7 protein-coding genes are annotated in these 7,896 nt (G+C 68.7%); 3 read left to right on the forward strand and 4 right to left on the reverse strand.

Annotated features, from left to right (window positions below):
* Together HUW62_RS43850 and HUW62_RS43855 are read right to left on the reverse strand one after the other, a co-directional pair.
* Nucleotides 1-1,221: polyketide synthase (locus HUW62_RS43850; protein ID WP_176437838.1), on the reverse strand; the 1,221-nt coding region annotated here is incomplete at its 3' end.
* Nucleotides 1,221-3,419: a beta-ketoacyl synthase N-terminal-like domain-containing protein gene (locus HUW62_RS43855; protein WP_176437839.1), complete on the reverse strand. Its 2,199-nt coding sequence runs from the start codon at nt 3,417-3,419 to the stop codon at nt 1,221-1,223. The genes HUW62_RS43855 and HUW62_RS43850, both read right to left, overlap by 1 nt.
* A gap of 211 nt (nt 3,420-3,630) precedes the next feature.
* On the opposite strand from HUW62_RS43855, the gene HUW62_RS43860 reads away from it, so the two are divergent.
* On the forward strand, nt 3,631-4,770 hold the full coding sequence (locus HUW62_RS43860; protein ID WP_176437840.1) for an acyl-CoA dehydrogenase family protein: 1,140 nt from the start codon (nt 3,631-3,633) through the stop codon (nt 4,768-4,770).
* On the forward strand, nt 4,767-6,287 hold the full coding sequence (locus tag HUW62_RS43865) for an amino acid adenylation domain-containing protein (RefSeq protein WP_176437841.1): 1,521 nt from the start codon (nt 4,767-4,769) through the stop codon (nt 6,285-6,287). The genes HUW62_RS43860 and HUW62_RS43865 overlap by 4 nt, the downstream gene beginning before the upstream one ends.
* A 75-nt stretch (nt 6,288-6,362) precedes the next feature.
* On the opposite strand, the gene HUW62_RS43870 is transcribed toward HUW62_RS43865, so the two are convergent.
* Nucleotides 6,363-6,965, reverse strand: coding sequence for a TetR/AcrR family transcriptional regulator (locus HUW62_RS43870; RefSeq protein ID WP_163864647.1), 603 nt, complete (start codon nt 6,963-6,965; stop codon nt 6,363-6,365).
* A 61-nt stretch (nt 6,966-7,026) separates the two neighbouring features.
* On the opposite strand from HUW62_RS43870, the gene HUW62_RS43875 reads away from it, so the two are divergent.
* The gene (locus HUW62_RS43875; protein WP_368670632.1) at nt 7,027-7,449 is read left to right on the forward strand and encodes a PaaI family thioesterase; all 423 of its coding nucleotides are present in this window, start codon (nt 7,027-7,029) and stop codon (nt 7,447-7,449) included.
* Nucleotides 7,450-7,711: 262 nt separating this feature from the next.
* Here the strand turns inward: HUW62_RS43875 and HUW62_RS48225 are convergent.
* On the reverse strand, nt 7,712-7,896 hold a 185-nt coding region (locus tag HUW62_RS48225), incomplete at its 5' end, for a hypothetical protein (protein ID WP_217911916.1).

Consider the following 7,896-nt stretch of genomic DNA (forward strand, 5'->3'; position numbering starts at 1 on the left):
GGGCGGGACCTCTCCGGACTGGAGGATGGACACCGCCTTGATGAGCCCCGCGATTCCCGCCGCCGCCTCGGTGTGGCCGATGTTCGGCTTGACGGAGCCAATCCAAAGCGGCCGCTCCGGAGTCCGCGAGCGCCCGTAGACCCTCGCGATCCCCTCCAACTCGATGGGGTCCCCCAGCCGGGTTCCTGTCCCGTGGGCCTCCAGGTAGTCCACCTGCCCCGGCTCGATGCCCGCGCGCTGGAGCGCGAGCCGATACAGCGACTCCTGCGCCCGGACGTTCGGCACCGTCAGCCCGCCGCTCGCGCCGTCGTGGTTCGTCGCCGTGGAGCGAATCGTCGCGAGGATGCGATCTCCATCGCGAACGGCATCCCGCTGCCGCTTCAGGATGACCACGCCGCATCCCTCGCCCTGCACCATGCCGTCCGCATCGCGGTCGAACGCGCGGCAGGTCTGACTCGGAGAGAGCGCCCCCGCCTTGGACAGGAACACGCTCAGGTGGGGCGCGAGGAGGAGCTTCACGCCCCCCGCGATGGCCACGGTCGACTCGCCCGAGCGCAGGCTCTGACATGCCAGATGCACCGCGACCAGCGAGGAGGAGCACGCCGTGTCCACGGCCATGCTGGGCCCTTCGAGCCCCAGCAGATACGAGAGGCGTCCGGCGACATAGCTGGCGTCCACGCCGGTGGAGTAGTGCGCGCCGACCTTCTCCAGCCCGCCCTCCGATATCAGCGCGTAGTCCCGAGCGTGGATGCCGGCGAAGACGCCCGTCCGCGTCCCCGCGAGCCGGTGCGGCGCGAGCCCCGCGTCCTCGAGCGCCTCCCAGCTCACCTCCAGGAAGAAGCGCTGCTGGGGATCCATCCCCTCCGCTTCGCGCCGGGAGATGCGGAAGAACTCCGCGTCGAACCGGTCGACTCCTTCCACGAACGCCGCCCGGCGCATCGTCGTCTTGCCCGGCGTGGAGGACTCGGGGTCATGGACGCCCTGGAGCGCTCGCCGTTCAGAGGGGATGTTCGTCAGCGCGTCGCCCGCGCTCCAGAGCAGCTCGCGGAAGCGCGCTGGGCTGGAGGCGCCACCTGGAAACCGACAGCCCATCCCGATGATGGCGATGGCCCCCTCGTCCGCCCGGGCGACGGACGCGAGCTTCCGCTGAAGCTTCTCGATGGTCAGCAGGGCCTGCTGGAGCGGCGTCAACTCCACGCCAGTGCCATCCTCGCGGCTCATCACCCCACCTCCTCGAGGCTCAGCTCCGCGAGCTTCCGGGCGATCAGCTCGCGGGCCTGCGCCTCGGACAACCCGGAGATCCGCTCCACCAACGCCGCGTCCTCGCCAGCTTCCGGGGGTGCACCCGCTTGAGAGTCCAGGAGCCCGCGCAGCCGCGCGGCCAGTGACTCCAGTCGCGGATGCTCGAAGAGGAGGGTCGTCGGGAGAGCGACGCCCAGCTCCTGGGCGATGCGCCCCTTGAGCATCACCAGGGCCACGGAATTCAGCCCCAGCTCAAACAGGGTCCGGCCCCGCGCGTCCAGCCCCGCGGGCTCCACCTCCAGCACCGCCGCGACCTGCTCCTGGAGGAACTCGAGCAGCCGGGCCTCGCGCGCTTCAGAGGCGCCCTCCCGGAAATCCTTCCCTGCCGTCCCGTGGGGAGCAGGCGCCTCGGCTGCAGCCGGCCGCGAAAGCGATGGGGCACGAGACACCACCTCGGGCGAAAGCCACTCCGGCCACAAGCGCTGTCTCTGAAAGGGATAGACGGGAAGACTCACACATCTCCCTTCGCGCCCTGGAAGGGCCTCGCGCCAAACCCTACCACTTTCGAGATAGGTCCGTGCCGCCTCAACTCTTTGAGTTGGCTGACCCTCCTCCACCCAGAGGGTCTGTTCTGGAGAATCGATGAATGCCTTCAGCATTCGCATCAACCCTTCCCGCCCCCCGGCGATCACCGCGACGCGGTGACGGTGGTGCTGTCGTTTGAACATCGCGGTAAAGCAGACATCTTCCAGCCGCCCGGCAGGGTCGGTGGTCTCAGCAAGGAAATCCAGGACCTGGTGGGACTGCTGGCGAAGTGCCTCCGGGGTCAGCGCCGAGAGCACCAGGAGGTGGCCCGACGAAGGCGCTGCAATCCCTTCCGTAAGAGGGAATTCTGGAGAAGCCTCCAAAATAACAAAGGCATTGGACCCACCCAGGGAGGTAGACACGACGCCCGCGCGCGGAGGCGCACCTGTTCCCCGGTCGGGCCAGGCCTCCAACTCCGACTGGATTCGCAGCCCCAGTTCCCCGAACGCGATGTGAGGATTGGGGGAATCCACATGAATTGTCGGCGGCAGCGTGCGGTGGTGCAGCGACAGACACACCTTGATGAACTGCGCGATGCCCGCCGCCGCCCCCAGGTAGCCCAGGTTGTTGCTGACCGCGCCCAGCCGGCACGGGGCCGTGCGCGCACCGCCAAGCACCGCGCCTATCGCGATGGCCTCGGCCGCATCCCCCTTGAGGAAGGCCGAGCCGTGCAGCTCCACGTAGTCGAGGCTTTCGGCCTCCACGCCGCCCCGCGAACAGGCCTGGCGAATGACCTCCGTCTGCGCCTCGACGCTGGACGCCATGATCCACTCGTTCCGGCCGTTGTGGTTGACGGCGCTGCCTCGAATCACCGCGTACACGCGATCACTCGCGTCCACCCGGGACAGCGGCTTGAGCACGACCAGCCCTGCGCCCTCGCCTCGGATGTAGCCGTCCGCCCCCGCATCCAGGGTCCGGCACTGCCCGCGCGCCGACAGCACGCCCGCCTGGGACAGCATGATGCTGCTGTCCGGAGAGAGCATCAGTTCCACCCCACCGGCGATCGCGCAATCCACCTCGCCCAGCATCAGACTCCGACAGGCCTCGTGCAGGGCCGTCGTGGACGAGGCGCACCCCACGCTGGAACAGGTGCTGGGGCCGCGAAGGTCGAACGCGTGGGAGATGCGGTTGGCCGCGAAGGACGGCGTCGTGCCCAGCAGCGAGTACCCATCCAGGGCCGCCCAGTCCCGCGCGAGCATGCGCTGGAAGTCACTGAAGTTGATTCCCACGAAGACGCCCGTGTTGCTGCCACGAAGGGTGTCGAAGGGAATGCCCGCATCCTCCAGCGCGCGCCACGCGCACTCGAACAACACGCGGTGCTGGGGGTCCATCTGCCGGAGCTCCCGCTTGGAGAGGCGGAAGGCCTGGGGGTCCACCGAGGCCACGTCGTCCAGCAAGCCGGCGCGCCGGTTACGGATCCGTCCCGGGCGGTCCGGGGCGGGCTCATGCAGCAATCCCATCTCCCAGCGGGACGCCGGGATGTCGCCAGTCGCGTCCAATCCCTTGCACAAATTCCTCCACAGTGTTCGAGGACACTCGGCCCCAGGAAAGCGGAGCCCCATTCCCACCACGGCTATTGCCTCGCACCGCATCGCGTCGGACTCTTAATGCAATCCCAAACGACAGGTCAATCACTCGAAATGATCCACAACGACAATTGTCGTGCGCCCATTCACATACACAGTCACAACAACCCAACCCAGGAGATTCTTGACGACTTGCACAAATGAGGAAGAGAGTCTTCAGACGCCCCATGAGTCTCACGGCGCTGCCAGCCAATCACCACCGACGGGTCAGGACCGCATGGACTTCAGTTGGACGAGCGAGCAGGTGGAGCTGTACGAGCGCGCGCTGGCCTTCGCGAGATCGGCGCTGAACCCGGAGGCGCCGGCCCACGAGGAGGGCTTCCCGCGTGGACTGTGGCGGCAATGCGGTGAGTTCGGCTTCCTGGGCCTGCCCGTGCCCGAGCACCACGGAGGGCTCGGGCTGGACACGTTGACGACGGCGCGAGTGATGGAGGCGCTGGGACGGGGGTGCACGGACACGGGGCTCGTCTTCTCCGTGGGGGCCCACCTGTTCGCATGCGTGCTTCCCCTGTTGGAGAGTGGCGACGACGCGCAGAAGCGCCGCTACCTTCCCCGGCTGTGCTCGGGAGAGTGGGTCGGCGCCAACGCCATCTCCGAACCGGAGGCGGGCTCCGACGTCTTCGCGCTCAAGACGCGGGCGGTGCGCGACGGCGACGGCTACGTGCTCGACGGGAGCAAGAGCTACGTCACCAATGGGCCCGTCGCCGACGTCTTCCTGGTGTACGCCGTCACGGATGCCGCGCACGGCTACATGGGCCTGAGCGCCTTCCTCATCGAGAAAGGTACGCCGGGACTGACGGTGGGACGGCCCTTCCAGAAGATGGGCCTGTCCACCTCCCCCATCGCCCCCATCTACCTGGAGGGTTGTGTCGTGCCCGCCGCCGCGCGGCTCGGGGCCGAGGGCCAGGGCGCGCCCCTCTTCAAGCGCTCCATGCAGTGGGAGCGGGCCTGCCTGTTCGGCGCCTATGTGGGGTTGATGGAGCGGGTGCTCGAACAGACGGTGGACTTCGCCCGGCAGCGCAAGCAGTTCAAGCGGGCGCTTGGAAAGAACCAGGCCATCTCCCACCGGATGGCGGACATGAAGCAGCGGCTCGAATCCGCGCGGTTGTTGCTGTACCGGGCCTGCTGGCTGATGGACCGCGGTCAGGAGGCGACGATGGAGGTCTCCCTCGCCAAGCTGGCCATCAGCGAGGCCGTCGTCCAATGCGGCCTGGACGCCATCCAGATCCACGGGGGAATGGGCTACGTCGCCGAGTCGGGCATCGAGCGGGTGCTGCGCGATGCCATTCCCAGCACCCTCTTCTCCGGCACCTCGGAGATGCAGCGCGACATCATCGCCAGCCAGTTGGGACTATGACGCTCGACGAGATTGTCATGCGCTCCGCGGCGCGGACTCCCGAGGCCATCGCCGTCAGGGGGCCCGATGAGACCTTGACCTATGGGCAGCTCGACGCGCTCGCCAACCAGGTGGCCCGGGCCCTCCTGGGGCTGGGCGTCCGTCGAGGGGACCGGGTGGGACTGTGGACGGAGAAGTCCGCGCGCGCGGTGGCCGCGATGCAGGGCATCGCGCGGCTGGGCGCCGCCTACGTCCCGTTGGATCCGCTGAACCCGGCCGCGCGGACGCGGCTCATCCTCGACGACTGCCGCATCGACGTGGTGGTGACCAGCGCGGCGCGCGCGACCGAGCTTCGCAACGGAGGCATGGACCGCCTGCGCTTCCTGCTCGTGGATGACACGGGCCCGGCGCTCGGCTGGGCGAGTCTGGCCGAAGTTTCCCCGGCGCCCCTGCCCGGACACGGTCTGGACGCTCACGCGCTGGCCTACATCCTCTACACCTCCGGCTCCACCGGCACGCCCAAGGGCGTGTGCATCAGCCAGCGCAACGCCCTGGCCTTCATCGAGTGGAGCCACGCGCTGCTGGGCACCACGCCGGACGACCGCTTCAGCAACCACGCGCCGTTCTTCTTCGACCTCTCTGTGCTGGACCTCTATGCGGCGTTCCTCGGGGGCGCCTCGGTCACCCTCATCCCGGAGGCGCTGGCCTTCGCACCGAAGAAGCTGGTGGAGCTGGTGCTGCGCGAGCGGTTCACCATCTGGTACTCGGTGCCCTCGGCGCTCATCCTGATGATGTTGGAGGGAGGGCTGCTCGCCCATGAGGACCTGCCCTTTCGGGCCGTGCTGTTCGCGGGGGAGCCCTTCCCGGTCCGCCATCTGCGCCCCTTGCGAGAGCGCCTGAGCGCCGCGCGGTTCTTCAACCTCTATGGCCCCACGGAGACGAACGTCTGCACCGCCTACGAGGTGGGCACCCTCTCCCCCGAGCGCACCGAGCCTGTTCCCATCGGCCATGCGAGCTGTGGTGACCGGGTCTGGCTGGCCCGCTCGGCGGAGGACGAAGCGACGCCGCCTGGCGGCGGGGAGGTGGGAGAGTTGATGGTGGAAGGGCCCACGGTGATGCTGGGCTACTGGGGACAGCCTCCTCAGGGAGCGCGGCCCTACGCGACGGGAGACCTCTGCCGCCAGCTTCCGGACGGAGGCTTTGAGTACCTCGGTCGCCGCGACAACATGCTGAAGGTGCGGGGGCGACGCATCGAGCCGGGCGAAATCGAGACGGCGCTGCTGTCCCATCGGGGCGTCCGAGAGGTGGGGGTCGTCGCCGCCGATACCGGACTGGAGGCGCGGCTGGTGGCCTTCGTCGTGGCCGCCGACGGCCCGAGGCCCACCCTGCTCCAGCTCAAGCAGCACTGCGCCGAGCGGCTGCCCCGGTACATGATCATCGACGAGCTCCGGGTGTTGTCGGAGCTGCCGAGGACCCAGAACGGCAAGCTCGACAGGCGCGCGCTCCGCGACCTGGCACCGCGGCGGCCATCGATCTGACGAGTCGACCACTTGAACCCGTGACGGACCGGGGCAAGGGCTCGCGACGAGTCGCCCAAGTCAGTCAGCCTCCGCTCACTTCCTGGAGCGGGGGGACTGCTTCTTCACGGACTGCCACGCGGCGCGCGCGAGCACCGGGATGGCCGCGCGCAAGTCCGTCTTCGTTCGTCCCGCGAGCCAGTCGCGCACCATTTCCTGTGCGGGCCCACGAAGGATGGCGAGGAAGAGCTCGAAGGGCATCTCCTCGAACGCACCGTCCCGCACGTGCGCCTGCCACCACTCCTTCAGCTGCCGGAAGAAGCCCTTGTTCTGCTCGCGGATGCTCGCCTCGGCCGCCACAACGGCCGCGACACCGCGCGCACCCATCAGGAAGCGCGTCGCATCCGGCCTTGCCAGCGTCCACTCCAGGTGGTGGCGAACGAGCGCCTCGACGCCGTCACGGGCTCCCGGCTGCGCCTTGAGTACCTCCACCACTCCTGCCTGATACTCGCCCAGGACGTCCATGTAGAGCGCCGCGGCAATCGCGTCCTTGCTCTCGAACAGGTGGTAGATGCTCCCCGTGCTGGCCCCCGAGCGCTCGCGGATGGCCGCCAGGGTCGTCCCTTCGACGCCCCGCTCCAGGAAGCACTCCAGCGCCGCCTTCAGGACCTCTTCTCTCCGGTGACCCGGGTTGCGCATCCCTCCACCCTATTTTAGAACATTGTTCTAGAATGATATTCTATACAGCCCGGAGGCCGCCGTGGAGTCACTGATGGAGATGGGTCAGCAGGTGCTCAAGCAGCAGGCGTTCAGCACGCTGCTTGGGACCCGGTTGGTGCACCTGACCAAGGGCGAGGCCGTGCTGGAGCTGCCGCTGCGCCCGGAGCTGGGTCAGCAGCACGGCTTCGTGCACGGGGGCGTGCTCAGCTACATGGCCGACAACGCGCTCACCTTCGCGGGAGGCTCGGCGATGACGGCGCCCGTCGTCACGTCGGAGTTCAAGATCAACTACGTGCGCCCCGCGCAGGGCTCCATGCTCATCGCCAGGGCCCGCGCGGTGCACGCCGGGCGCAGACAGGCCGTCTGCCACTGCGACATCTTCGTCGTCACCGAGAAGGGAGAGACACTGGTCGCCGTGGCCCAGGGCACCATCGCCGCCATGGCCCCTCGCGAGGAGTCATGAGCTCCGCCACCGAGCACCGCACGTGAGTGACGCCGCGCGACGCGGGAGCCAGCTCGAACGTGTGCGGGATTTCGAGGTCGGACGAATCGAGTCCGTCCACCTCGGGGCCATGACGGCGGGCCTGTCGTAACGGCCCACCCGTCACCGCCAACAAACACCCTCGAGGCCCCGTGAGCGCGTCGAGCGCGCATCACGGGCCTTCACAGGGATTCAGCTCACAGCCACTTCGACGTCTGACGACGCGGAGGCGGCTCGGCCGCCTTCACGGGAGCCGGCGCCGGGCCCGAAGACCGCGACGGAGCGCTGCCTCCACGCGACGGAGAACCGCCACCGCGCGACTGCTGTCCACCGCCACGACCCGAACCGGCGGAGCCGCCACCACCCCGCGCTGAACGGCCGCCCTCGGGACGTCCCTGGCCTCCGCCACCACCCCGGCGACGACGCGAC

It is taken from the genome of Myxococcus sp. AM011 (assembly GCF_013372595.1).
Classification (GTDB): domain Bacteria; phylum Myxococcota; class Myxococcia; order Myxococcales; family Myxococcaceae; genus Myxococcus; species Myxococcus eversor.

Coding starts and splice junctions, on each gene's coding strand:
- HUW62_RS43870 (WP_163864647.1), bottom strand. CDS start 6,965: ATGCGCAACCCGGGTCACCGGAGAGAAGAGGTCCTGAAGGCGGCGCTG.
- HUW62_RS43865 (WP_176437841.1), top strand. CDS start 4,767: ATGACGCTCGACGAGATTGTCATGCGCTCCGCGGCGCGGACTCCCGAG.
- HUW62_RS43860 (WP_176437840.1), top strand. CDS start 3,631: ATGGACTTCAGTTGGACGAGCGAGCAGGTGGAGCTGTACGAGCGCGCG.
- HUW62_RS43855 (WP_176437839.1), bottom strand. CDS start 3,419: ATGCGGTGCGAGGCAATAGCCGTGGTGGGAATGGGGCTCCGCTTTCCT.